30 protein-coding genes are annotated in these 19,550 nt (G+C 64.3%); 1 reads left to right on the top strand and 29 read right to left on the bottom strand.

What is annotated here, in order from left to right:
* The first annotated feature begins 175 nt into the window (after positions 1 to 175).
* Positions 176 to 2,311, top strand: coding sequence for a TonB-dependent receptor (locus NUG20_RS05565; RefSeq protein ID WP_263397414.1), 2,136 nt, complete (start codon positions 176 to 178; stop codon positions 2,309 to 2,311).
* Positions 2,312 to 2,514: 203 nt separating this feature from the next.
* On the opposite strand, the gene NUG20_RS05560 is transcribed toward NUG20_RS05565, so the two are convergent.
* The 29 genes from NUG20_RS05560 to tuf all read right to left on the bottom strand — a co-directional run bounded on the left by NUG20_RS05560 (position 2,515) and on the right by tuf (position 19,472).
* The gene (locus NUG20_RS05560) at positions 2,515 to 3,027 is read right to left on the bottom strand and encodes a disulfide bond formation protein B (protein WP_263397413.1); all 513 of its coding nucleotides are present in this window, start codon (positions 3,025 to 3,027) and stop codon (positions 2,515 to 2,517) included.
* Between the two features lie 177 nt (positions 3,028 to 3,204).
* On the bottom strand, positions 3,205 to 3,591 hold the full coding sequence (rplQ, locus tag NUG20_RS05555) for a 50S ribosomal protein L17 (RefSeq protein WP_003470628.1): 387 nt from the start codon (positions 3,589 to 3,591) through the stop codon (positions 3,205 to 3,207).
* A 293-nt stretch (positions 3,592 to 3,884) separates the two neighbouring features.
* Entirely contained in the window at positions 3,885 to 4,883 is a 999-nt protein-coding gene (rpoA, locus tag NUG20_RS05550) for a DNA-directed RNA polymerase subunit alpha (protein WP_263397412.1), read from the bottom strand.
* A gap of 50 nt (positions 4,884 to 4,933) precedes the next feature.
* Positions 4,934 to 5,563, bottom strand: a complete 630-nt coding sequence (gene rpsD / locus NUG20_RS05545) for a 30S ribosomal protein S4 (protein WP_010340454.1) — start codon at positions 5,561 to 5,563, stop codon at positions 4,934 to 4,936.
* Between the two features lie 14 nt (positions 5,564 to 5,577).
* Positions 5,578 to 5,970: a 30S ribosomal protein S11 gene (rpsK, locus tag NUG20_RS05540; protein ID WP_003470632.1), complete on the bottom strand. Its 393-nt coding sequence runs from the start codon at positions 5,968 to 5,970 to the stop codon at positions 5,578 to 5,580.
* Positions 5,971 to 5,979: 9 nt separating this feature from the next.
* A complete protein-coding gene (gene rpsM / locus NUG20_RS05535; RefSeq protein ID WP_145701687.1) occupies positions 5,980 to 6,336 on the bottom strand; it encodes a 30S ribosomal protein S13 in 357 nt (118 codons plus the stop codon).
* Positions 6,337 to 6,675: 339 nt separating this feature from the next.
* Entirely contained in the window at positions 6,676 to 8,046 is a 1,371-nt protein-coding gene (secY, locus tag NUG20_RS05530) for a preprotein translocase subunit SecY (RefSeq protein ID WP_263397411.1), read from the bottom strand.
* A gap of 7 nt (positions 8,047 to 8,053) precedes the next feature.
* Positions 8,054 to 8,497 (bottom strand): 50S ribosomal protein L15, encoded by a 444-nt coding sequence (gene rplO, locus NUG20_RS05525; RefSeq protein ID WP_003470637.1) that lies wholly within the window; start codon positions 8,495 to 8,497, stop codon positions 8,054 to 8,056.
* Positions 8,498 to 8,503: 6 nt separating this feature from the next.
* Positions 8,504 to 8,695 (bottom strand): 50S ribosomal protein L30, encoded by a 192-nt coding sequence (gene rpmD / locus NUG20_RS05520; protein WP_005408214.1) that lies wholly within the window; start codon positions 8,693 to 8,695, stop codon positions 8,504 to 8,506.
* Positions 8,688 to 9,233, bottom strand: a complete 546-nt coding sequence (gene rpsE / locus NUG20_RS05515) for a 30S ribosomal protein S5 (RefSeq protein ID WP_263397410.1) — start codon at positions 9,231 to 9,233, stop codon at positions 8,688 to 8,690. The genes rpmD and rpsE overlap by 8 nt, the downstream gene beginning before the upstream one ends.
* 157 nt (positions 9,234 to 9,390) lie before the next feature.
* Positions 9,391 to 9,750 carry a 50S ribosomal protein L18 gene (gene rplR, locus NUG20_RS05510; RefSeq protein ID WP_003470642.1) on the bottom strand — a complete coding sequence of 120 codons (360 nt, stop codon included), beginning with the start codon at positions 9,748 to 9,750 and terminating at the stop codon, positions 9,391 to 9,393.
* A gap of 93 nt (positions 9,751 to 9,843) precedes the next feature.
* Complete coding sequence (gene rplF / locus NUG20_RS05505; protein WP_263397409.1) at positions 9,844 to 10,371, bottom strand: 50S ribosomal protein L6; 528 nt, start codon at positions 10,369 to 10,371, stop codon at positions 9,844 to 9,846.
* Between the two features lie 16 nt (positions 10,372 to 10,387).
* On the bottom strand, positions 10,388 to 10,786 hold the full coding sequence (gene rpsH / locus NUG20_RS05500; protein WP_145701691.1) for a 30S ribosomal protein S8: 399 nt from the start codon (positions 10,784 to 10,786) through the stop codon (positions 10,388 to 10,390).
* A 260-nt stretch (positions 10,787 to 11,046) separates the two neighbouring features.
* Positions 11,047 to 11,352, bottom strand: a complete 306-nt coding sequence (gene rpsN, locus NUG20_RS05495; protein WP_179570573.1) for a 30S ribosomal protein S14 — start codon at positions 11,350 to 11,352, stop codon at positions 11,047 to 11,049.
* A 110-nt stretch (positions 11,353 to 11,462) separates the two neighbouring features.
* Positions 11,463 to 12,005 carry a 50S ribosomal protein L5 gene (gene rplE / locus NUG20_RS05490; RefSeq protein ID WP_145701692.1) on the bottom strand — a complete coding sequence of 181 codons (543 nt, stop codon included), beginning with the start codon at positions 12,003 to 12,005 and terminating at the stop codon, positions 11,463 to 11,465.
* An 11-nt stretch (positions 12,006 to 12,016) separates the two neighbouring features.
* Positions 12,017 to 12,334 (bottom strand): 50S ribosomal protein L24, encoded by a 318-nt coding sequence (gene rplX, locus NUG20_RS05485; RefSeq protein WP_009607346.1) that lies wholly within the window; start codon positions 12,332 to 12,334, stop codon positions 12,017 to 12,019.
* A gap of 15 nt (positions 12,335 to 12,349) precedes the next feature.
* Positions 12,350 to 12,718, bottom strand: a complete 369-nt coding sequence (gene rplN / locus NUG20_RS05480; protein ID WP_003486699.1) for a 50S ribosomal protein L14 — start codon at positions 12,716 to 12,718, stop codon at positions 12,350 to 12,352.
* Positions 12,719 to 12,732: 14 nt separating this feature from the next.
* On the bottom strand, positions 12,733 to 13,002 hold the full coding sequence (gene rpsQ / locus NUG20_RS05475) for a 30S ribosomal protein S17 (protein ID WP_263397408.1): 270 nt from the start codon (positions 13,000 to 13,002) through the stop codon (positions 12,733 to 12,735).
* 11 nt (positions 13,003 to 13,013) lie between these two features.
* Complete coding sequence (gene rpmC, locus NUG20_RS05470) at positions 13,014 to 13,199, bottom strand: 50S ribosomal protein L29 (protein ID WP_145701693.1); 186 nt, start codon at positions 13,197 to 13,199, stop codon at positions 13,014 to 13,016.
* Positions 13,199 to 13,612 (bottom strand): 50S ribosomal protein L16, encoded by a 414-nt coding sequence (gene rplP / locus NUG20_RS05465; RefSeq protein WP_003470657.1) that lies wholly within the window; start codon positions 13,610 to 13,612, stop codon positions 13,199 to 13,201. Before rplP ends, rpmC begins: the two co-directional genes overlap by 1 nt.
* Positions 13,613 to 13,617: 5 nt before the next feature.
* A complete protein-coding gene (gene rpsC, locus NUG20_RS05460; RefSeq protein ID WP_003470660.1) occupies positions 13,618 to 14,352 on the bottom strand; it encodes a 30S ribosomal protein S3 in 735 nt (244 codons plus the stop codon).
* Positions 14,353 to 14,370: 18 nt separating this feature from the next.
* The gene (gene rplV / locus NUG20_RS05455; RefSeq protein WP_003470663.1) at positions 14,371 to 14,706 is read right to left on the bottom strand and encodes a 50S ribosomal protein L22; all 336 of its coding nucleotides are present in this window, start codon (positions 14,704 to 14,706) and stop codon (positions 14,371 to 14,373) included.
* 12 nt (positions 14,707 to 14,718) lie between these two features.
* Positions 14,719 to 14,988: a 30S ribosomal protein S19 gene (rpsS, locus tag NUG20_RS05450; protein ID WP_003470666.1), complete on the bottom strand. Its 270-nt coding sequence runs from the start codon at positions 14,986 to 14,988 to the stop codon at positions 14,719 to 14,721.
* A 6-nt stretch (positions 14,989 to 14,994) separates the two neighbouring features.
* Complete coding sequence (gene rplB / locus NUG20_RS05445; RefSeq protein ID WP_046979791.1) at positions 14,995 to 15,822, bottom strand: 50S ribosomal protein L2; 828 nt, start codon at positions 15,820 to 15,822, stop codon at positions 14,995 to 14,997.
* 10 nt (positions 15,823 to 15,832) lie between these two features.
* Positions 15,833 to 16,132: a 50S ribosomal protein L23 gene (gene rplW / locus NUG20_RS05440; protein ID WP_003470672.1), complete on the bottom strand. Its 300-nt coding sequence runs from the start codon at positions 16,130 to 16,132 to the stop codon at positions 15,833 to 15,835.
* Positions 16,129 to 16,734 (bottom strand): 50S ribosomal protein L4, encoded by a 606-nt coding sequence (gene rplD, locus NUG20_RS05435; protein WP_047325541.1) that lies wholly within the window; start codon positions 16,732 to 16,734, stop codon positions 16,129 to 16,131. The genes rplW and rplD overlap by 4 nt, the downstream gene beginning before the upstream one ends.
* A gap of 12 nt (positions 16,735 to 16,746) precedes the next feature.
* A complete protein-coding gene (rplC, locus tag NUG20_RS05430) occupies positions 16,747 to 17,397 on the bottom strand; it encodes a 50S ribosomal protein L3 (protein ID WP_263397407.1) in 651 nt (216 codons plus the stop codon).
* A gap of 11 nt (positions 17,398 to 17,408) precedes the next feature.
* The gene (gene rpsJ / locus NUG20_RS05425; protein ID WP_003470680.1) at positions 17,409 to 17,744 is read right to left on the bottom strand and encodes a 30S ribosomal protein S10; all 336 of its coding nucleotides are present in this window, start codon (positions 17,742 to 17,744) and stop codon (positions 17,409 to 17,411) included.
* A gap of 537 nt (positions 17,745 to 18,281) precedes the next feature.
* Positions 18,282 to 19,472 (bottom strand): elongation factor Tu, encoded by a 1,191-nt coding sequence (gene tuf / locus NUG20_RS05420; protein WP_060747701.1) that lies wholly within the window; start codon positions 19,470 to 19,472, stop codon positions 18,282 to 18,284.
* Positions 19,473 to 19,550 lie beyond the last annotated feature (78 nt).

Raw genomic sequence — 19,550 nt, 5'->3', positions numbered from 1 at the left:
GACGCAAAGCACTTGCGCGTCGCCGGCGCCGCCATCGCAGCGCCGGTGCCGCAGACATGAACGGCAAGCAACACCGGCATGCCGCCATGACTTCCGGCCTACGCCAGGGTCGCTGCGGAAGCAGATTGTTACTTAATAACAAAACATTCCCCCACTCCCCCCGGTCCGCACTGCCATGACTCCTCGTCCCCTCTCCGCCGCCATCGCCCTGATCCTGCTAGCCGCCCCCGGCCTCGCGCTCGCCGCTGATGCGGCCATTGCCGATACCGGCCCCGAGCGCACCACCGACCTGGATGCGGTCAGCGTCACCGCCAAGCTCGAAGCCGCGCGCAACGCGCTGTCGCCGGATATCGGCAGCAGCCAATACACGATCAACGCCGAGGACATCGAACGGCTGCCGCTGGGCGCCTCCACCCCGCTCAACCAGGTGCTGCTGCAGGCGCCGGGCGTGGTCCAGGATTCCTACGGCGGCATCCACGTGCGCGGCGACCACGCCAACCTGCAGTACCGCATCAACGGCGTACTGATCCCCGAATCGATCTCCGGCTTCGGCCAGAGCCTGGACCCGCGCACGATCAAGAGCATCAAGCTGCTCGACGGCGCGCTGCCGGCGCAGTTCGGCGACCGCACCGCGGCGGTGGTGGACATCACCACCAAGAGCGGCGTGGAACTGGGCAACGGCGGCAGCGTCGGCCTCACCGGAGGCTCCTACGGCACGCTCAATCCGAACGCCTCCTGGTGGGGCAGCAGCGGCCGCTGGAGCTGGTTCGTCACCGGCGACTACGAGCAGAACAAGAACGGCCTGGAGAACCCGGTCGACAGCCGCAGTCCCGAGCACGACAAATCGCACCAGGGCAAGGGCTTCGCCGACCTCAGCTACCTGCTCGACGAGAACACCCGGCTCAGCCTGCTGGTCGGCTTCGCCAACAACCGCTTCCAGATCCCGAACAATCCCGGGCAGGCGCCCGCGTTCGACTACCTGGGCACCACCGATTTCGATTCGTCCAGGCTCGACGAAAACCAGCGCGAGAACACCCGCTTCGGCACCTTGGTGCTGCAAGGCTCGCTCGGCGCCACCAGCTACCAGCTGTCGGCCGGGCAGCGCTACAGCAGCGTGACGTTCTCGCCCGACATCGCCGGCGACCTGATCTTCAACGGCGTCGCCTCGCAAGTGGACCGCAGCAACCGCGCCAACACCGTGCAGGCCGATTTCTCCACCCCGCTCGGCGACACGCACACGCTGCGCTACGGCCTGTACGGCAACTTCGAACACGCTATCGCCGGCAACAATTCCTACGTGTTCCCGGCCGATGCCGACGGCAACCAGACCAGTAACGTGCCGCTGTTCATTCCCGACGCCAGCCGCTTCCACGCCAGCACCTACGCGCTGTATCTGCAGGACGAGTGGAAGATCGGCGACGACTGGACCGTGAATTACGGCGTGCGCGGCGACCGCTACAAGGCATTCGGCACTACCGAAGGCCAGCTCAGCCCGCGCCTGGGCGTGGTCTGGCAAGCCAGCGCCGACACCACCGTGCACGCCGGCTATGCGCGCTACTTCACCCCGCCGGCCAGCGAGCTGATCTCCACCAGCGACATCGCCCTGTACGACGGCACCACCAACCAGCAGTCCACCGCCGGCGGTGCGACCACGCCGCTGAGCGAGCGCAGCGACTACTACGACCTGGGCATCTCGCAGGTGGTCACCGATCACCTGACCCTGGGCCTGGACACGTATTACCGCAAGGCCGACCGGCTGCAGGACGAAGGCCAGTTCGGCGCCGCCTACGTCTATTCCACCTTCAACTACCGCTATGGCCGCATCCGCGGCGCCGAATTCAGCGCCGACTACAGCAACGGGCCGGTCACCGCCTACTTCAACGCCGCCTACAGCAAGGCGGTGGGCAAGCGGGTCATGACCAGCCTGTACAACTTCGACCCGGACGCGCTGGCCTACGCCTACGACAACTGGATCCACCTGGACCACGACCAGAAGTTCACCTCGTCCGGCGGCATCAGCTACGCGATCGACGACGCCAGCCGGGTCGGCGCCAACTACCTGTTCGGCAGCGGCCTGCGCACCGATACCGCCACCGTGCCCAACGGCGGCGAGCTGCCGTCGTACTTCCAGTTGAACCTCAGCGCCGGGCACGACTTCGCACTCGGCGCGCATCCGCTGCACACGCAACTGGCGGTGCTCAACGTGCTCGATCGCAGCTACCAGCTGCGCGACGGCGGCGGCATCGGCGTGTTCGCGCCGCAATGGGCGCCGCGCCGCGGCGTATACCTGAGCCTGCAGCAGGATTTCTGAGGCGGGATGGGAACAGGCCGCGCCCGGGAACACACGGGCCAGCCTGAATGCGCTGGCCGCAGCCAGCATATCCCTGTAGGAGCGACTTCAGTCGCGACGGGCTCTACCGGTAACGCCTGGTCGCGACTGAAGTCGCTCCTAAAGGGAGGCGACCGCCGCCCGCAGCGGCTATTGGCAACAGCGCACAGCGCCCCACGCAACACTCAGTGCAGCGAACGCCGCCTGGTCTTGAATCCGGCATACAGCGCGAACACCGCCAGCAGCACGAAGCAGATCAGGCACCACATCGGCATCGACAACCCCAGGAAGCGCCAGTCGATATTGCCGCAGTCGCCGGTCCCGGTCAGCACCCGGCGCAGCACCTCGAACGGTCCCAGCGTCTCGCGCAGGAAGCTCAGCGGCGGCCCGCAGGAGGCCATCGGATCGGGGAACAGCTGCACCGACACGTGCTTGGTGGAGATGCCGGCGCCGATCGCCGCGGCCAGGAACGTCAGCACCGCATAGATCTTGCGCCCGCCGCTGCGCGCCGGACCGTGCAAGGCGCCGAGCAGGAACAGCAGGCCCAGCGCGGCGAACGCGATGCGCTGGAAGATGCACAGCGGACAGGGTTCGATGCCGAGCTGCACCTGCACATAGATCGCGTAGCCCAGCAGCGCGGCGCAGATCAGAAAGCCGAGCAGGAACTGCGCGCGGAAACTCCAGCGTAACGGGTTCATCGGGTCGGGCTCACATGAACGATCCGGCATTATCCGCCATCGCCCGCCTCGCCACCATGTGCCGTGCGTCCACAGGTGCGGCGTGCCGCCGCGGCGCCCTTCGCGCAAAAACCCGCCGCCCAGACGCAAAAAAGCCCGGACATGCCGGGCTTTCTGCTGACGCGGTGCGGGCCGGATTTACTCGGCCACTTCCTCGGCGATCGCGGTCGGGCGATCGACCAGCTCGACGTACGCCATCGGCGCGTTGTCGCCGGCGCGGAAGCCGCACTTCAGGATGCGCAGGTAGCCGCCCGGACGCGACTGGTAACGCGGGCCCAGCTCGACGAACAGCTTGCCCACCGCTTCCTTGTCGCGCAGGCGCGAGAAGGCCAGACGGCGATTGGCGACGCCATCGACCTTGGCGATGGTGATCAGCGGCTCGGCGACGCGACGCAGCTCCTTGGCCTTCGGCAGGGTGGTCTTGATCAGCTCGTGCTTGAACAGCGAGGCCGCCATGTTGGAGAACATCGCCTGCCGATGGGCGCTGGTGCGGTTGAACTTGCGGCCGGATTTCTGGTGACGCATGGTCTTGATTCCTATGGAAAGTTGAAACTGCTGGAGATCGCTGTCGCCGTCCTGGCGTTGAACAATGGACTGCGGATGGTCCGAGCCGGCCGTCCCTGACCGGACAACGCCGCGGGCTTGAAGACCCGTCGGCGTAGTTGTGCAACTGATGCGGCGCGAGGCGCCGCGAAGGCGCCCCTGCTTCCATCCCTGGCGGTCTTACCCGGGCTCCGTGGAGCCCTGCCCGGCCATCCATGACCGGACCTGCAGCGTCCGTGGCCGATGCCGGTGCGGCATCGGCCAGGTGCGGCTGCTTAGCCGAGCATGCCGTGCTGGGCGACGCCGGCCGGCGGCCAGTTCTCCAGCTTCATGCCGAGCGACAGGCCACGCTGGGCCAGCACTTCCTTGATCTCGGTCAGCGACTTCTTGCCGAGGTTCGGGGTCTTGAGCAACTCCACTTCGGTCTTCTGGATCAGATCGCCGATGTAGTAGATGCTCTCGGCCTTCAGGCAGTTGGCCGAACGCACGGTCAGTTCCAGATCGTCGATCGGACGCAGCAGCACCGGATCCACGCCGTTGCTGGCCGGCTTGGCCGCGCCACGGTCGCGATGGGTGAAGTCGCCGAACACCGACAGCTGATCGCTGAGGATGTCGGCGGCGGTGCGCACGGCTTCCTCGGCATCGATGGTGCCGTTGGTCTCGATGTCCAGGACCAGCTTGTCCAGGTCGGTCCGCTGCTCGACGCGCGCGGATTCGACCGCGTAGGCGACGCGGCGCACCGGCGAGAACGACGCATCCAGGACCAGGCGGCCGATGGTGCGGGTTTCCTCGTCCGGACGGCGACGCGCGGCGGCCGGCTGGTAGCCGAAGCCACGCTCGATCTTCAGACGCATGTTGATCGCCGTATCCTTGGTCAGATGGCAGATGACATGATCGTTGTTGAGGATCTCGACGTTGTGGTCGACCTTGATATCGGCAGCGGTCACGACGCCCGGACCCTGCTTGGACAGCGACAGCGTGGCGCTGTCGCCGGTGTGCATGCGGATGGCCACGTCCTTGAGGTTGAGCAGGACTTCAAGCACATCTTCCTGCAGCCCTTCGACCGTGGTGTACTCGTGCAGCACGCCGTCGATCTCGACTTCGGTGATCGCGAAGCCGGGGATCGAGGACAGCAGCACGCGACGCAGGGCATTGCCCAGCGTGTGCCCATAACCACGCTCCAAGGGCTCGATTACGACCTTGGCGCGGTTGTCGGTAAGGCGTTCGATCTGCGGCCCACGGGGGCGCAGAACCTGGTTGGCGGTAACCGTCATGTTGCGGGTTCTCCTGACGAGCCTCCGTTGCCGGAGGCTCTCCAATGTGATTACTTCGAATACAACTCGACGATCAGCGCTTCGTTGATGTCAGCAGGCAGGTCCGCACGATCCGGCACGGCCTTGAAGATGCCGCTGAACTTCTTCGAATCGACCTCGACCCAGGACGGGTTCAGGTCGTGCGTTTCGGCAACGGTCAGCGCTTCCTGCACGCGAAGCTGCTTCTGGGCCTTTTCCGACAGGGCGATCGCGTCGCCGGCCTTGACCTGGTAAGAGGCCAGGTTCACCGACTTGCCGTTGACCAGCACGCCACGGTGCGACACCAGCTGGCGCGCGGCCGGGCGGGTGACGGCGAAGCCCATGCGGTAGACGACGTTGTCCAGGCGGGTTTCCAGCAGCTGCAGCAGGTTCTCGCCGGTGTTGCCCTTCTTGGTCGAGGCCTTCTTGTAGTAGTTGCGGAACTGACGCTCCAGCAGACCGTAGATACGCTTGACCTTCTGCTTCTCGCGCAGCTGGGTGGCGTAGTCGGACAGCTTGCCCTTGCGGGCGGTCGCGCCGTGCTGGCCGGGCTTCTGCTCCAGCTTGCACTTGGAGTCCAGCGCACGCGCCGGGCTCTTGAGGGAAAGATCGGCGCCTTCACGGCGCGCGAGCTTACAGGTAGGACCGATATAACGAGCCATTTCTTATCGCTCCTTTAGACGCGACGCTTCTTCGGCGGACGGCACCCGTTGTGCGGGATAGGCGTCACGTCGATGATGTTGGTGATCTTGTATCCGACGTTGTTCAACGAACGGACGGCGGACTCGCGACCCGGACCCGGGCCCTTGATGCGCACTTCCAGCGACTTCACGCCGTAGTCGAGCGCAGCGCGCCCGGCCTTCTCGGCGGCAACCTGCGCCGCGAACGGCGTGGACTTGCGCGAACCGCGGAAACCAGCGCCACCGGAGGTCGCCCAGGACAATGCATTGCCCTGACGGTCGGTGATGGTCACGATGGTGTTGTTGAACGAAGCGTGGACGTGGGCGACGCCGTCGGTGACGACGCGCTTGATCTTCTTCTTGGTCTTTGCTGCTGCGGGCTTAGCCATGTCTGTCCCTTACTTCCTGATCGCCTTGCGCGGGCCCTTGCGGGTGCGGGCGTTGGTGCGGGTGCGCTGACCACGCAGCGGCAGGCCACGACGATGACGCAGGCCGCGGTAGCAGCCCAGGTCCATCAGTCGCTTGATGGCGATGCCCACTTCGCGACGCAGGTCGCCTTCGACGATGTACTTGCCGACTTCGAGGCGCAGGCGCTCGATTTCCGGTTCGGACAGGTCACGGATCTTGGTGGTCGAGGTCACGCCTGCGGCTTCGCAGACCTTCTTCGAACGGGTACGGCCGATGCCGAAAATGCTTTGCAACCCGACCCAGACGTGCTTCTGGGCTGGCAGGTTGACGCCTGCAATACGCGCCATGACGCGGTTCTCCAACTGAGTGATGGCCCGACGGCGCACTGCGGCGCCATCCGGCAGGATGGATCAAAAAGTGAACTTGTAAGTCTAGCAAGGTCTCGGGTTACATGGAAGCCCGTGGAACCTTTCGGTTCCGCAGGCCCGGCATGGGGAGTGTGCCCATGCTCCGGCGCCGGACGTCGTTGGCCAAGGTGAGGATCCACCCCGGCCGCCCGCGCTACTCCAGCGCAGGACCACCACGTCGCACCCACGCACGAGACCGCTGCATGGGCCGCCCTTCAAGTCGGAAGACTGCGCCCGGGAACCGGGGCGTCTTCGCGGAAGGAAGTCAAATTATAGCAATCAACCGCGGGCGAAACCGCCGCCGCGCGAGCCACCCTTGAGGTTGGCCTTCTTCAACAGGCTTTCGTACTGGTGCGACATCAGGTGCGCCTGGATCTGCGCGATGAAGTCCATCACCACCACGACCGCGATCAACAGCGAGGTGCCGCCGAAATGGAACGAGGTGCCGAGCTGCGCGCGCATGATTTCCGGCAGCAGGCACACGATCACCAGGTACAGCGAGCCGGCCGCGGTCAACCGGGTCAGCACGCCGTCGACGTAGTCGGCGGTGGCCTTGCCCGGACGGATGCCCGGGATCAGCGCGCCGGACTTCTTCAGGTTGTCCGCGGTTTCCTGCGAGTTGAACACCAGCGCGGTATAGAAGAACGCGAAGCCGATGATCAGCGCGGCGAACACGATCATGTGCACCGGCTCGCCCGGGCCCAGCGCATTGGCGATGCGCTGCAGCCAGCTGCCGAAGGTGCTGTTGGAGGCGGCCTGGCCCGACCACATCGACAGCGTCGCCGGGAAGGCGAGGATGCTCGAGGCGAAGATCGGCGGAATCACGCCGGCCATGTTCAGCTTCAGCGGCAGGAACGAGGTCTGGTTCATGTACGCGTTGCGGCCGCCCTGGCGGCGCGCATAATTCACCGTGATTCGTCGCTGCCCGCGCTCGACGAACACCACGAACAAGGTGAAGGCGAGGATGGTCAGCACGATCAGCAGCAGCGAGATGAACTGCAGGTCGCCATTGCTGTAGGCCTCCAGCGTCTGGATCGCCGCCGCCGGCAGGCCGGCGACGATGCCGGCGAAGATGATCAGCGACACGCCGTTGCCGATGCCGCGCTCGGTGACCTGCTCGCCGACCCACATCAGGAAGATGGTGCCGGCGGTCAACGCGATCACCGCGGTGAGCACGAAGCCCATGCCCGGCGCGTACACCACCGGTGCGCCGCCCGGTGCGGTCTGGTTCTGCAGCGCCAGCGCGATACTGCCGCCCTGCACCACCGCCAGCAACACCGCGCCGATGCGCGAATACTGGGTGATCTTGCGTCGGCCGGATTCGCCTTCCTTCTGCATCGCCTTCAGCGACGGGAAGATGTGCGTGGCCAACTGGATCACGATCGATGCCGAGATGTACGGCATCACGTTCAGCGCGAAGATGCTGAAACGGTGCAGGGCGCCGCCCGAGAACATGTTGAACATGTCCACGATGCCGCCGCCCTGCGCCTGCATCAGCGCAAGCATGGCTTCGGGATTGACGCCCGGCACCGGCACATAGCAGCCGATGCGGTAGACGATCAATGCGCCGAGAACGAACAACAGGCGCTGGCGAAGTTCCGTGAACTTGCCGAGCCCGCCGCCGAGGTTACCCATGCCAGCCTGCGCCATCTGCGTGTTACTCCTGCACGCTGCCGCCGGCAGCTTCGATTGCCGCCTTGGCACCGGCGGTCGCGGCGATACCCTTGAGCACGAACTTCTTGCTCAGCTCGCCCTTGAGGACGACCTTGGCCTTCTTCGCGGTGCTCGGGACCAGCTTCGCAGCGCGCAGCGCGGCGAAATCGATCTCGCCTTCCGGCAGGTTGTCCAGCTGGTAGGACAGCACTTCGGCAGTGTCCTTGGCCATCTTGGAACGGAAGCCGATCTTCGGCAGACGGCGCTGCATGGGGGTCTGGCCGCCTTCGAAGCCGGCCTTGATCTTGCCGCCGCCCTTGCGCGCGAACGAACCCTTGTGGCCGCGGCCGCAGGTCTTGCCCAGGCCCGAACCGATGCCGCGGCCGACGCGGGTGCGCTCGGTACGCGCGCCTTCGGCGGGCTTCAGATCATTCAGATGCAAAGTCATGGTCGCTTACTCCTCAACCTGGACGAGGTACTGAACCTTGTTGATCAGGCCGCGTACCTGCGGGCTGTCCTTCAGTTCACGCACATCGTTGAGCTTGTTCAGGCCCAGCGCACGCACCGACAGGCGGTGACGCGACTGGGTACCACGAAGGCCGCGCACCAGGCGCACCTTCACCGTCTTGTTGGACTCATTAGCCATGGTTGAGTTCCTCCACCTTCTTGCCGCGCTTGGCCGCGATGCGCGACGGCGACTGCATGTCTTCCAGGCCGCGCAGTGTGGCGCGCACCAAGTTGATCGGGTTGCGCGAACCGACCGCCTTGGCCAGCACGTTCTTGACGCCGACCGCTTCCAGCACGGCGCGCATCGCGCCGCCGGCGATGACGCCGGTACCTTCCGAGGCGGGCATCATGAACACGCGCGCCGCGCCGTGGCCGGACTTCACCGGGTGCCACAGGGTGCCGTTGTTCAGGTCGATGTCGAGCATGCCCTTGCGCGCATATTCCATCGACTTCTGGATCGCGACCGGCACTTCGCGCGCCTTGCCGTAACCGAAACCGATCTTGCCGTTGCCGTCGCCGACCACGGTCAGCGCGGTGAAGGTGAACTGGCGACCGCCCTTGACCGTCTTGCTGACGCGGTTGACCGCGACCAGCTTTTCGATCATGCCATCGTCGACTTTCTCTTCGCGGTTGCGGTCGCGATCACGACCCCGCGGTGCACGCTGTTCTTCAGCCATTGTGTATTCCTTGGTAGTTGAAAGATTTACGGCTTGCATGCCGCTTGTAGTTGTTGACTGGAACCGTGTTCCCCGGACGCGCGCAGAAGGCGCGCCAAAGTCCGATGCGGCCCGCATCGGCAGGTCGGGCGCGGCGTGGACGCCGCACCCGCAAGGATCAGAACTGCAGGCCGCCTTCGCGCGCGGCGTCGGCCAGCGCCTTGATGCGGCCGTGGTAGCGGTAGCCCGAGCGGTCGAAGGCGACCTTCTCGATGCCCGCGGCCTTGGCGCGCTCGGCGATCAGCTTGCCGACCTTGACGGCCGCCTCGCTGTTCTTGCCGCTCTTCAGGCCGTCCTTGACGTCGGCCTGCAGGGTGTTCGCCGCAGCGATCACCTTGGAGCCGTCGGCAGTGAAGACCTGCGCGTACAGGTGCTGGCCGGTGCGCAGCACCGACAGGCGGGCGACGCCGAGTTCGCGGATGTGCGCACGGGTCGACTTGGCGCGGCGCAGGCGGGCGATGTTCTTGTTGATGGTCATGATATGTGTCCTACGGAAGCGGATCGACTTTGGGCGAGAGACCTGTCGGATTCCCGGCCATGAATGGCCGGGTTCCTAGCAGAGCAACCTGCCTTATGCCTTCTTGGCTTCCTTGCGAATGATGACTTCACCGGCGTACTTCACACCCTTGCCCTTATAGGGCTCCGGCGGACGGAAACCGCGGATCTTGGCGGCGACTTCGCCGACGCGCTGCTTGTCGGCGCCCTGTACCACGATCTCAGTCTGAGTCGGGGCGGTCAGGGTGATGCCTTCCGGCGCCTTGAACACGACCGGATGCGAGAAACCGAGCGCCAGGCTCAGGTCCTTGCCCTGCATCGTGGCACGGTAACCGACGCCGACCAGCTCGAGCTTGCGCTCGAAGCCTTCGGACACGCCGTGCACCATGTTCGCCAGGATCGCGCGGACGGTGCCGGTGATGGCGATCTGCGACGGGTCGTTCGCCGACAGCGTGGCGACACCGTTTTCCTGCTGGATTTCAACGCCAGCCGGCTTCGGCAGCGACAGGGTGCCCTTCGGGCCCTTGACGCTCACCAGCTCGGGCTGGACATTCAGTTCGACGCCCTTCGGGAGGGAGATCGGCTTCTTGGCTACGCGGGACATTTACTTGCTCCTTCCCTTAGGCCACGAAGCACAGGACTTCGCCACCGACGCCGGCCTGACGGGCCTGCGCATCGGTCATGATGCCCTTGGACGTGGAAATGATGGCAACGCCCAGGCCGCCGAGAACCTTCGGCAGCTCGGCCTTACCGCGATACTGGCGCAGACCCGAACGGGACACGCGCTTGAGCGTATCGATGACCGGACGGCCCTCGAAATACTTCAGCACGATTTCCAGCTCGGACTTGTTGTTCTCGATCGCGTTGACGCGCAGGTCGCTGATGTAGCCTTCGGCCTTCAGCACTTCTGCGATCGCAACCTTGATCTTGGAGGACGGCATTTTCACCGTCGGCTTGCCAACCGCGGCCGCATTCTTGATGCGGACCAGCAGGTCGGCGATGGGATCAGTCATGCTCATGGTGTCTACCTTTGAGTGCACCGATATCCGCTTTCGCGAAAATCTTGTGATGTGTAGCTGTGGAATGACGCAGTGATGTGCAGCGTGAAGCGTCCTGGAGAAGGCCAGGGCCTGGTCCCGCCATCACCCGCTGGGCGCAGGCAAGGAGCGGGATTATACGACAAAAAGTCCGACTTGCGTCGGACTCGTTGACTGAACAGCACGCGGGCGTGCGACCGCCCTGCCCCGGGCTCCGCGAACGGAGCCGGGACCGCCGGTTGTTACCAGCTGGCCTTGCGCAGGCCCGGCACGTCGCCGTTCATCGTCGCCTTGCGCAGCATGTTGCGGCCGAGGCCGAACTTGCGGTACACGGCGCGCGGACGACCGGACAGCTCGCAACGGGTGCGTTGGCGGCTCGGCGACGAATCGCGCGGCAGCTTCTGCAGCTTGACCACCGCGTCGGCCTTCTCGTCGTAGGACGAGCTGTCGGCGGCGATGATCTTCTTCAGCGCATCGCGCTTGTCGGCGAACTTCTTCGCCAGCTTCTTGCGCTTGATGTCGCGGTTGACCATGGAGGTCTTTGCCATCTGTAAATCCTCGGGATTCGAGATTGGGGATTGGAGATTCTCAGGAGCCGGGGCTTGGAGGGCGACGCCCTGCCAATCCCGAATCCCGAATCCCGAATCCCGGTTGTCAATCAGTTACGGAACGGGAACTTGAACGCTTCGAGCAACGCCTTCGCTTCGGCGTCGGTCTTGGCGGTGGTGGTGATGGCGATATCCATGCCGCGGATCGCATCGACGGCGTCGAAGTCGATTTCCGGGAAGATGATCTGTTCCTTCACACCCATGTTGAAGTTGCCGCGACCGTCGAACGAACGACCCGAGACACCGCGGAAGTCGCGCACGCGCGGCAGCGAGATGTTGATCAGGCGATCCAGGAACTCGTACATCTTGGCGCGACGCAGCGTGGTCTTGCAGCCGATCGGCCAACCATCGCGGATCTTGAACGACGCCACCGAGATACGCGACTTGGTGACGACCGGCTTCTGGCCGGAGACCTTGGCCATGTCGGCCACGGCGTTTTCCAGGATCTTCTTGTTCGTCGCCGCCTCGCCCACGCCCATGTTCAGCGTGACCTTGACCAGCTTCGGCACTTGCATCGGATTGGTGTAACCGAACTTCTTCATCAGAGCCGGTACCACTTCTTCCTTGTAGATCTTTTCGAGACGGGAATTCATTGTGTCATTCCTCAGGCGTCGAGCGCCTCACCGCTGGAGCGGAACACACGCAGTTTGCGTCCATCCTCCAGCACCTTGAAGCCAACGCGCTCGCCCTTGCCCGTTGCCGGGTTGACGATCGCCACGTTGGAAATATGGATCGACGCTTCACGCTCGACCACGCCGCCGGCAACGCCTGCCTGCGGGTTCGGCTTGGTGTGGCGCTTGACGATGTTCGCGTTGGAGACGATCACGCGATCGCCGTCGACGCGGACGATTTCGCCCTGCTTGCCCTTGTCCTTGCCGGTAGTGACGACGACCTGGTCGCCCTTCTTGATACGGTTAGCCATGTGTATGTCCTCCGCTCACAGCACTTCAGGAGCGAGCGAGACGATCTTCATGAACTTCTCGGAACGCAGCTCGCGGGTAACAGGCCCGAAGATACGCGTGCCGATCGGCTCCTGCTTGTTGTTGAGCAACACCGCAGCGTTGCCGTCGAAGCGGATCAGCGAACCGTCGGGACGACGCACACCCTTGCGGGTACGCACCACGACGGCGTCGTAGACTTCGCCCTTCTTGACCTTGCCGCGCGGGATCGCGTCCTTGACGGTGACCTTGATGATGTCGCCAATGTGCGCGTAGCGGCGCTTGGAGCCGCCGAGCACCTTGATGCACATCACTTCCTTGGCACCGGAATTGTCGGCGACGTCGAGGTAGCTCTGCATCTGGATCATGATTCAGATCTCCCTTATTCGGCCGAACGGGTGACGATTTCGACCACCCGCCAGTTCTTGGTCTTGGACATCGGCGCAATCTCGGTCACCCGCACCAAATCGCCTTCGTTGCAGGCGTTGTCGGCGTCGTGGGCGTGGAGCTTGGTCGAGCGCTTGATGTACTTGCCGTACAGCGCATGCTTGACCTGACGCTCCACCAGCACGGTGACGGTCTTGTCCATCTTGTTGCTGACGACGCGGCCTTCGACCGTGCGCAGCGTCTTGCTTTCGTTAGTGTCGCTCATGGCGGCCATCCTTACTTCGTGCTGCCGATCAGGTACTTCACGCGAGCAATCTCGCGGCGCACCCGGCGGGTTTCGTGGGTCTTCGGCAGCTGCCCGGTGACCTGCTGCATGCGCAGGGCGAACTGCTCCTTGCGCAGATCGGTCAGGTGGGACTTCAGATCGTCAGCCGACTTCTCGCGGAGTTGTTTGATGTCCATCAGCGTACCGTCCGGGTCACGAAGGTGGTGGTCACCGAAAGCTTGGCAGCGGCCAGGCGGAACGCCTCGCGCGCGACATCTTCGCCGACGCCTTCGATTTCATAGATCATGCGGCCGGGCTGGATCTGGGCGACCCAGTACTCGACGTTGCCCTTACCGGAGCCCATTCGCACTTCGATCGGCTTCTTGGTGATCGGCTTGTCCGGGAACACGCGGATCCACATCTTGCCGCCGCGCTTGACGTAGCGGCTGATCGAGCGGCGCGCCGCTTCGATCTGGCGCGCGGTCAGCTGACCGTGCGCGGTGGCCTTCAGCCCGTACTCGCCGAAGCTGACGGCGTTGCCGCTCCATGCCAGGCCGTCGTTACGGCCCTTGTGCATCTTGCGGTATTTGGTTCGCTTGGGTTGCAACATTGCCGTTACCTCGCTTCACGAGCCGGACGCGACGGACGGTCACCACGGTCGCCGCGATCGTTACGATCGTTGCGCGGGGAATCGTCCTGCTTTTCCTGGCCAACCTGGGAGAAATCGAAGATCTCGCCCTTGTAGATCCATACCTTGATGCCGATGATGCCGTAGGTCGTCTTGGCTTCAGCGAAGCCATAGTCGATGTCGGCACGCAGCGTATGCAGCGGCACGCGGCCCTCGCGGTACCACTCGGAACGGGCGATTTCCGCACCGTTCAAGCGGCCGGCGACGTTGACCTTGATGCCCAGGGCACCCAGGCGCATCGCGTTGCCGACCGAGCGCTTCATCGCGCGGCGGAACATGATGCGACGCTCCAGCTGCTGCGCGATCGACTCGGCGACCAGCTGCGCATCCAGCTCCGGCTTGCGCACTTCGGTGACGTTGATGTGGGCGGGGACGCCCATCATCTCGCTCACTTCCTTGCGCAGCTTCTCGATGTCCTCACCGCGCTTGCCGATCACCACGCCCGGACGGGCGGTGTGGATCGTCACGCGCGCGGTCTTGGCCGGACGCTCGATCAGGATCTTGCTGATGCCCGCCTGCGCCAACTTCTTGCGCAGCATTTCGCGAACCTTGAGGTCGGCTGCCAGGTAACCGGCGAACTCGCCCTTGTTGGCGTACCACTTGGAATTCCAGTCCTTGGAGACACCCAAGCGGATTCCAATCGGATGAACTTTATGACCCATCGTCTTTTCCTTTCCGCTTTACTTGGCGGCGCCCACAACCACAGTGATGTGGCTGGTGCGCTTGAGGATGCGGGTACCGCGGCCTTTCGCCCGCGCCATGAAACGCTTCAGGGTCGGACCTTCATCAACCATGATGGTCTTGACCTTCAGCTCGTCGACATCCGCGCCCTGGTTGTTCTCGGCATTGGCGATCGCCGACTCCACCACCTTCTTGATCAGGTGGGCAGCCTTCTTATCCGAGAACTTCAGCAGGTTGACCGCCCGCTCGGCGGAAAGACCGCGCACCTGGTCGGCGACCAGGCGGGCCTTCTGCGGGGAGATGCGCGCAGTGCGCAGGATTGCTTTCGCTTCCATCGTCATCTCTCCTTACCGGCTCGACTTCTTGTCGCCACCGTGACCCTTGAAGGTCCGGGTGACGGCAAATTCGCCGAGCTTGTGGCCGACCATGTTCTCGTTGACCAGCACCGGAACGTGGTTCTTGCCGTTGTGCACGGCGATGGTGAAACCCACCATCTCCGGCAGGATCATCGAGCGACGCGACCAGGTCTTGATCGGACGCTTGCTGCCGGCCGCGGCCTCCACCTTCTTGACGAGGTGGTGATCGACGAACGGGCCTTTCTTGAGTGAACGTGCCATGGTCGATTAGCCCCTACGATCGCGGACGATGAATTGTTCGGTGCGCTTGTTATGGCGCGTCTTGTAACCCTTGGTCGGCACGCCCCACGGGGTGACCGGATGCGGATTACCCTGACCGGCCTTCGCCTCACCACCACCGTGCGGGTGGTCGACGGGGTTCATGGCCGCACCGCGAACGGTCGGGCGAACGCCGCGCCAGCGCTTGGCGCCCGCCTTGCCCAGCTTCTCGAGGTTGTGCTCGTCGTTGCCGACTTCGCCGATCGTGGCGCGGCACTCGACCGGCACCTTGCGCATTTCGCCGGAGCGAAGACGCAGGGTGGCGTAGATGCCTTCACGCGCGACCAGCTGCACCGCGGCGCCGGCAGCGCGCGCGATCTGCGCGCCCTTGCCAGGCTTCAGCTCGATGCCGTGCACCGTCGTACCGACCGGGATGTTTCGCAGCGGCAGGGTATTGCCGGTCTTGATCGGCGCATCCGAACCCGCGATCACCTGATCGCCGGCCTTCAGGCCCTTCGGCGCGATGATGTAGCGGCGCTCGCCGTCGGCATAGCACAGCAGGGCGATATGGGCGGTGCGGTTCGGATCGTATTCGATCCGCTCCACGCGCGCCGGAATGCCTTCCTTGTTGCGCTTGAAGTCGATCAGGCGGTAATGCTGCTTGTGGCCACCGCCGACGTGACGGGTGGTGATGCGGCCGTGGTGGTTACGACCACCGGACTTGCTCTGCGGCTCCAGCAGTGCCGCGTGCGGCGCGCCCTTGTGCAGATCGGGCGTGACCACGCGCACGGCCGAACGACGGCCGGGAGAAGTGGGTTTGAATTTCATCAATGGCATGGGATGGACCTCAGGCCTTGGCCGTTACGTCGATGGACTGGCCTTCGGCCAGACGCACGTACGCCTTGCGCCAATCGCCGCGACGACCACTGCGCGAACGGAAGGACTTGTTCTTGCCCTTGACGTTCAACACGTTGACCGACTCGACCTTGACGTCGAACAGCTGCTCGACCGCGGCCTTGACATCGGCCTTGGTGGCTTCGCTCGAGATCTCGAAGACGTACTGATTGGAGAGTTCCTGCAGGCGGGCGGTCTTTTCGGAGACACGCGGGGCACGCAGCACACTGAAGATTTTTTCGTTGCTGCTCATGCCAGCCACTCCTCGACCTTCTTGACCGCATCGGCGGTGATCACGACCGTATCGGCCCCGACCAGCGACACCGGATCCAGGCCCTGCACGTCACGCACTTCCACGTAGGGAAGGTTGCGGGCCGACAGGTACAGATGCTCGGACGCCTCTTCGGTCACGATCAGCGGGCGCTTGCCCACTTCCAGACCCTTCAGCTTCTCGATCAGATCCTTGGTCTTGCTGGCCTCGACGTCAAACGCGTCGACGACCATCAGGCGACCCTGGCGGTTGAGCTCCGAAAGGATCGCGCAGATCGCGGCGCGATACATCTTGCGGTTCACCTTCTGCTCGAAGCTGCGCGGCTTGGCCGCGAAGGTCACGCCGCCGCCGACGAAGATCGGAGCGGTCAGCGCGCCGTGGCGAGCGCCACCGCCCTTCTGCTTCTTCGACTTCTTGGTGGTGCCGTTGACTTCCGAACGCGTCTTCTGCGCCTTGGTGCCGGCGCGGCCCGCGTTGCGATAGGCGACGACGACCTGGTGAACCAGATCCTCGCTGAAATCGCGACCGAACACGGCGTCGGAGACCGAGACCTTGTTGTTGCTACCCGTGATAACGAGTTCCATCGTCATCTCTCCTTATGCCTTGCTAGCCGGACGCACGATCACGTCGCCACCGGCAGCGCCAGGCACAGCGCCGCGAATGGCGATGAGGCCACGCTCGACGTCGACCTTGACCACTTCCAGATTCTGCGTGCTCTGCTGCACCGCGCCCATGTGGCCGGACATCTTCTTGCCCGGGAAAACGCGACCCGGGGTCTGGCGCTGACCCAGCGAACCCGGCGCGCGATGCGACAGCGAGTTACCGTGGGTGGCATCGCCCATGCGGAAGTTGTACCGCTTGATGGTGCCCTGGAAACCCTTGCCCTTGGTGACGCCCTGGACGTCGACCTTCTGGCCGACCTCGAAGATGTCCGCCTTGATCTCGCCGCCGATGGCGTAATCGCCCAGCTGCGCGTCTTCAACGCGGAACTCCCACAGGCCGCGACCGGCTTCGACCTTCGCCTTGGCGTAGTGGCCGGAGGCAGGCTTGTTGACCAGCGCGGCGCGACGGGCGCCCACGGTGATCTGCACGGCGCTGTAGCCGTCGCTATCGACGGTCTTGAGCTGGGTGATGCGGTTCGGGGTCGCTTCGATCAGGGTGACCGGAATGGAGCGGCCGTCTTCGGTGAAGACGCGGCTCATGCCGGCCTTGCGGCCCACGAAGCCCAACGAATATTTCTTCGTCATGGTCGTAGTCCTCAGGTCAACTTGATCTGGACATCGACGCCCGCCGCGAGCTCGAGCTTCATGAGCGCGTCCACGGTCTTGTCGTTAGGGCCGATGATGTCGAGCACGCGCTTGTGCGTGCGGGTCTCGTACTGGTCGCGCGCGTCCTTGTCGACGTGCGGAGAAACGAGAATGGTGTAGCGTTCGATCTTGGTCGGCAGCGGGATCGGGCCGCGCACTTGCGCGCCGGTCCGCTTCGCCGTCTCAACGATCTCGCTGGCCGAACGGTCGATCAAACGATGATCGAACGCCTTCAGCCGAATCCGGATCTTCTGATCCGCTTTCTGACCGGTCTTTTGCTCCGCCATGGCGGTGGGTTCCTTCGTTAAAAGAGCGACGGGCAAGGCCTCTGGGATACCTGCCCCGATTATTTCCTGATGTGTATACCGCCGAGCATCCAGCTGGCGAGGGCCATTCCTCCGCCCAAAAACTGAGGCAGACCAGTTACCCGGCCTGCCCAGACGGAAAAGTATAATGCGCAGCTACAGCACCGTCAACAGCGCGAGGCCGTTGAGTGCTCCATGCAACGCGACCTTCCCGGTCTGCGAACACGAGGGGCGTCCTGCCTCTCTTTTCGCGGTGTATCCGGCGCCCTACCCAGGAACGCCGAGCCGCGCATTATAGCGACTGTTTCACCCCCCCGCAACATCCCGCAGCCACGAATCGCACGCTCCGTATTCGTCCGCAAAAACCCACCGGCCACAAACGACGAAAGGCCGGCAGATGCCGACCCTTCGTTGCGACCGCCAGCCGAAGCCGCGGTCATTGTTGGCCGGACGCCCATCGAGGGCGGCCGGGACATCATCGTCAGACGCGCCCGGCGACCGAAGTCGCCGGAGCGGGCATTACTTGATGATCTTGGCGACCACGCCGGCGCCGACGGTGCGGCCACCTTCGCGGATCGCGAAACGCAGACCTTCGTCCATCGCCACCGGGTTGATCAGCGTGACCACCATCTTCACGTTGTCGCCCGGCATCACCATCTCCACACCTTCCGGCAGCTCGCAGGCGCCGGTGATGTCGGTGGTGCGGAAGTAGAACTGCGGACGGTAGCCCTTGAAGAACGGGGTGTGGCGGCCGCCCTCGTCCTTCGACAGCACGTACACCTCGGCTTCGAACTCGGTGTGCGGCTTGATCGAACCCGGCTTGCACAGCACCTGGCCGCGCTCCACGTCGTCACGCTTGGTGCCGCGCAGCAGCAGACCGGCGTTGTCGCCCGCCTGGCCCTGGTCCAGCAGCTTGCGGAACATTTCCACGCCGGTGACCGTGGTCTTCTGCGTGGCGCGGATGCCGACGATTTCGATTTCGTCGCCCACCTTGATGATGCCGCGCTCGATACGACCGGTCACCACGGTGCCGCGGCCGGAGATCGAGAACACGTCTTCCACCGGCATCAGGAACGGCTTGTCGACGTCGCGCTGCGGCTCGGGGATGAACGTATCCAGCGCCTCCACCAGCTTCAGGATCGACGGCACGCCGATCTCGCTCTGGTCGCCTTCCAGCGCCAGACGCGCCGAACCGTGGATGATCGGGGTGTCGTCGCCCGGGAAGTCGTACTTGCTCAGCAGCTCGCGCACTTCCATCTCGACCAGCTCGAGCAGCTCGGCGTCATCGACCATGTCGGCCTTGTTCAGGAACACCACGATGTGCGGCACGCCGACCTGGCGCGACAGCAGGATGTGCTCGCGGGTCTGCGGCATCGGGCCGTCAGCGGCCGAGCACACCAGGATCGCGCCGTCCATCTGCGCCGCACCGGTGATCATGTTCTTGACGTAGTCCGCGTGGCCCGGGCAATCGACGTGCGCGTAGTGGCGGTTCGGGGATTCGTACTCGACGTGCGCGGTCGAGATCGTGATGCCGCGCGCCTTCTCTTCCGGCGCCGCGTCGATCGCGTCATACGCCTTGAACTCGCCGCCGAAGCGCTCTGCGCCGATCTTGGTCAGCGCCGCGGTCAGCGTGGTCTTGCCGTGGTCGACGTGACCGATGGTGCCGACGTTGACGTGCGGCTTGGTGCGCTCGAACTTACCCTTTGCCATGGTGTTTTACCTTCTAATTCGTAATTGGGGGACAAGGGACAGGGATGCGGGACTGGCTACGCCGCGTCCCGAATCCCG

Origin of the sequence: Xanthomonas sp. CFBP 8443, assembly GCF_025666195.1 — a bacterium.
GTDB lineage: Bacteria > Pseudomonadota > Gammaproteobacteria > Xanthomonadales > Xanthomonadaceae > Xanthomonas_A.
Note: the sequence above shows the minus strand (reverse complement) of the source record. Positions and strands in the feature narration are given on the sequence as shown.

Excerpts from the sequence above, each read along its gene's own strand:
- NUG20_RS05565 (WP_263397414.1), top strand. The coding sequence starts at position 176 with ATGACTCCTCGTCCCCTCTCCGCCGCCATCGCCCTGATCCTGCTAGCC.
- NUG20_RS05560 (WP_263397413.1), bottom strand. The coding sequence starts at position 3,027 with ATGAACCCGTTACGCTGGAGTTTCCGCGCGCAGTTCCTGCTCGGCTTT.
- rplQ (WP_003470628.1), bottom strand. The coding sequence starts at position 3,591 with ATGCGTCACCAGAAATCCGGCCGCAAGTTCAACCGCACCAGCGCCCAT.
- rpoA (WP_263397412.1), bottom strand. The coding sequence starts at position 4,883 with ATGACGGTTACCGCCAACCAGGTTCTGCGCCCCCGTGGGCCGCAGATC.
- rpsD (WP_010340454.1), bottom strand. The coding sequence starts at position 5,563 with ATGGCTCGTTATATCGGTCCTACCTGTAAGCTCGCGCGCCGTGAAGGC.
- rpsK (WP_003470632.1), bottom strand. The coding sequence starts at position 5,970 with ATGGCTAAGCCCGCAGCAGCAAAGACCAAGAAGAAGATCAAGCGCGTC.
- rpsM (WP_145701687.1), bottom strand. The coding sequence starts at position 6,336 with ATGGCGCGTATTGCAGGCGTCAACCTGCCAGCCCAGAAGCACGTCTGG.
- secY (WP_263397411.1), bottom strand. The coding sequence starts at position 8,046 with ATGGCGCAGGCTGGCATGGGTAACCTCGGCGGCGGGCTCGGCAAGTTC.
- rplO (WP_003470637.1), bottom strand. The coding sequence starts at position 8,497 with ATGACTTTGCATCTGAATGATCTGAAGCCCGCCGAAGGCGCGCGTACC.
- rpmD (WP_005408214.1), bottom strand. The coding sequence starts at position 8,695 with ATGGCTAATGAGTCCAACAAGACGGTGAAGGTGCGCCTGGTGCGCGGC.
- rpsE (WP_263397410.1), bottom strand. The coding sequence starts at position 9,233 with ATGGCTGAAGAACAGCGTGCACCGCGGGGTCGTGATCGCGACCGCAAC.
- rplR (WP_003470642.1), bottom strand. The coding sequence starts at position 9,750 with ATGACCATCAACAAGAACATCGCCCGCCTGCGCCGCGCCAAGTCGACC.
- rplF (WP_263397409.1), bottom strand. The coding sequence starts at position 10,371 with ATGTCCCGCGTAGCCAAGAAGCCGATCTCCCTCCCGAAGGGCGTCGAA.
- rpsH (WP_145701691.1), bottom strand. The coding sequence starts at position 10,786 with ATGAGCATGACTGATCCCATCGCCGACCTGCTGGTCCGCATCAAGAAT.
- rpsN (WP_179570573.1), bottom strand. The coding sequence starts at position 11,352 with ATGGCAAAGACCTCCATGGTCAACCGCGACATCAAGCGCAAGAAGCTG.
- rplE (WP_145701692.1), bottom strand. The coding sequence starts at position 12,005 with ATGAATTCCCGTCTCGAAAAGATCTACAAGGAAGAAGTGGTACCGGCT.
- rplX (WP_009607346.1), bottom strand. The coding sequence starts at position 12,334 with ATGGCTAACCGTATCAAGAAGGGCGACCAGGTCGTCGTCACTACCGGC.
- rplN (WP_003486699.1), bottom strand. The coding sequence starts at position 12,718 with ATGATCCAGATGCAGAGCTACCTCGACGTCGCCGACAATTCCGGTGCC.
- rpsQ (WP_263397408.1), bottom strand. The coding sequence starts at position 13,002 with ATGAGCGACACTAACGAAAGCAAGACGCTGCGCACGGTCGAAGGCCGC.
- rpmC (WP_145701693.1), bottom strand. The coding sequence starts at position 13,199 with ATGGACATCAAACAACTCCGCGAGAAGTCGGCTGACGATCTGAAGTCC.
- rplP (WP_003470657.1), bottom strand. The coding sequence starts at position 13,612 with ATGTTGCAACCCAAGCGAACCAAATACCGCAAGATGCACAAGGGCCGT.
- rpsC (WP_003470660.1), bottom strand. The coding sequence starts at position 14,352 with ATGGGTCATAAAGTTCATCCGATTGGAATCCGCTTGGGTGTCTCCAAG.
- rplV (WP_003470663.1), bottom strand. The coding sequence starts at position 14,706 with ATGGAAGCGAAAGCAATCCTGCGCACTGCGCGCATCTCCCCGCAGAAG.
- rpsS (WP_003470666.1), bottom strand. The coding sequence starts at position 14,988 with ATGGCACGTTCACTCAAGAAAGGCCCGTTCGTCGATCACCACCTCGTC.
- rplB (WP_046979791.1), bottom strand. The coding sequence starts at position 15,822 with ATGCCATTGATGAAATTCAAACCCACTTCTCCCGGCCGTCGTTCGGCC.
- rplW (WP_003470672.1), bottom strand. The coding sequence starts at position 16,132 with ATGAGCAGCAACGAAAAAATCTTCAGTGTGCTGCGTGCCCCGCGTGTC.
- rplD (WP_047325541.1), bottom strand. The coding sequence starts at position 16,734 with ATGGAACTCGTTATCACGGGTAGCAACAACAAGGTCTCGGTCTCCGAC.
- rplC (WP_263397407.1), bottom strand. The coding sequence starts at position 17,397 with ATGACGAAGAAATATTCGTTGGGCTTCGTGGGCCGCAAGGCCGGCATG.
- rpsJ (WP_003470680.1), bottom strand. The coding sequence starts at position 17,744 with ATGGCGGAGCAAAAGACCGGTCAGAAAGCGGATCAGAAGATCCGGATT.
- tuf (WP_060747701.1), bottom strand. The coding sequence starts at position 19,472 with ATGGCAAAGGGTAAGTTCGAGCGCACCAAGCCGCACGTCAACGTCGGC.